We start from the raw sequence: 1,220 nt of genomic DNA, 5'->3' as shown, positions 1-1,220 counted from the left end.
CAGCGGATCGATGCCGAGCTCGCTCGTCAGCAGCGTGGTCTGGAGATGATCGCTTCGGAGAACCATACCGCGCAGGCTGTGATGCAGGCGCAGGGTTCGGTGCTGACCAACAAGTACGCCGAAGGTTACCCGGGCCGCCGTTATTACGGTGGTTGCGAAGAGGTTGACGTTATCGAGACGTTGGCTATCGATCGCTTGAAGGCTCTGTTCGGTGCGGAGTATGCCAATGTGCAGCCGCATTCCGGTGCGCAGGCCAACGCTTCGGTGTTCCACGCGCTGGTTCGCCCGGGCGATACGGTCATGGGTCTGAACTTGGCTCATGGTGGTCACCTGACCCACGGGATGAAGATCAACTTCTCGGGTCGTCTTTTTAACATCGTTCCTTATGGTGTGAATGAAGAGACCTACGAGGTGGACATGGATGAGGTGGAGCGCCTCGCCGTGGAGAGCCAGCCGAAGATGATTGTTGCTGGTTGGTCGGCGTATCCTCGCCAGTTGGACTTCGCTCGCTTCCGTGAGATCGCGGACAAGGTCGGTGCGTACTTGTTTGTGGATATGGCGCATTTTGCTGGTCTGGTGGCTGCTGGGTTGCATCCTTCGCCGGTGCCGCATGCGCATGTGGTGACCTCCACGACGCATAAGACTCTTGCCGGTCCGCGTGGCGGCATTATCTTGACCAATGATGCTGATATTGCCAAGAAGATCAACTCGGCGGTGTTCCCTGGTCAGCAGGGTGGCCCGTTGGAGCATGTGATTGCTGGTAAGGCTGTGGCGTTCAAGATTGCTGGGTCGGCGGAGTTCAAGGAGCGTCAGGCGCGGACCTTGGCTGGGTCGCGGATTTTGGCTGAGCGTTTGACTCAGGCTGATGTGGCTGCCAAGGGCATTAGCGTGTTGACCGGTGGCACGGATGTGCATTTGGTTTTGGTTGATTTGCGTCATTCGGAGCTTGATGGCCAGCAGGCTGAGGATTTGTTGGCGCAGGTGGAGATCACGGTGAATCGTAATGCGGTGCCGTTTGATCCGCGTCCGCCGATGGTGACGTCGGGGTTGCGTATTGGTACTCCGGCGTTGGCGACTCGCGGTTTCTCGGAGGCTGCGTTTGGCGAGGTTGCGGAGATTATTGCGCAGGCTTTGATTGCTGGTGCTGATGGTAATGCTGGTGTGTTGCCGGAGTTGAAGCAGCGTGTGCTGGATCTGGCGCAGGCTCACCCGCTCTACCC

At 58.4% G+C, this 1,220-nt stretch carries 1 protein-coding gene; it reads left to right on the top strand.

Going from position 1 to position 1,220, the window contains the following annotated elements; genetic code table 11:
- A partial coding sequence (gene glyA / locus CQ015_RS18600; protein WP_105650856.1) for a serine hydroxymethyltransferase occupies positions 1-1,220 on the top strand: 1,220 nt, incomplete at both ends.

The sequence above is a fragment of the Arthrobacter sp. MYb221 genome (assembly GCF_002979835.1).
Classification (GTDB): Bacteria; Actinomycetota; Actinomycetes; order Actinomycetales; family Micrococcaceae; genus Glutamicibacter.
This window is presented reverse-complemented; position numbering and strand designations above follow the sequence as displayed.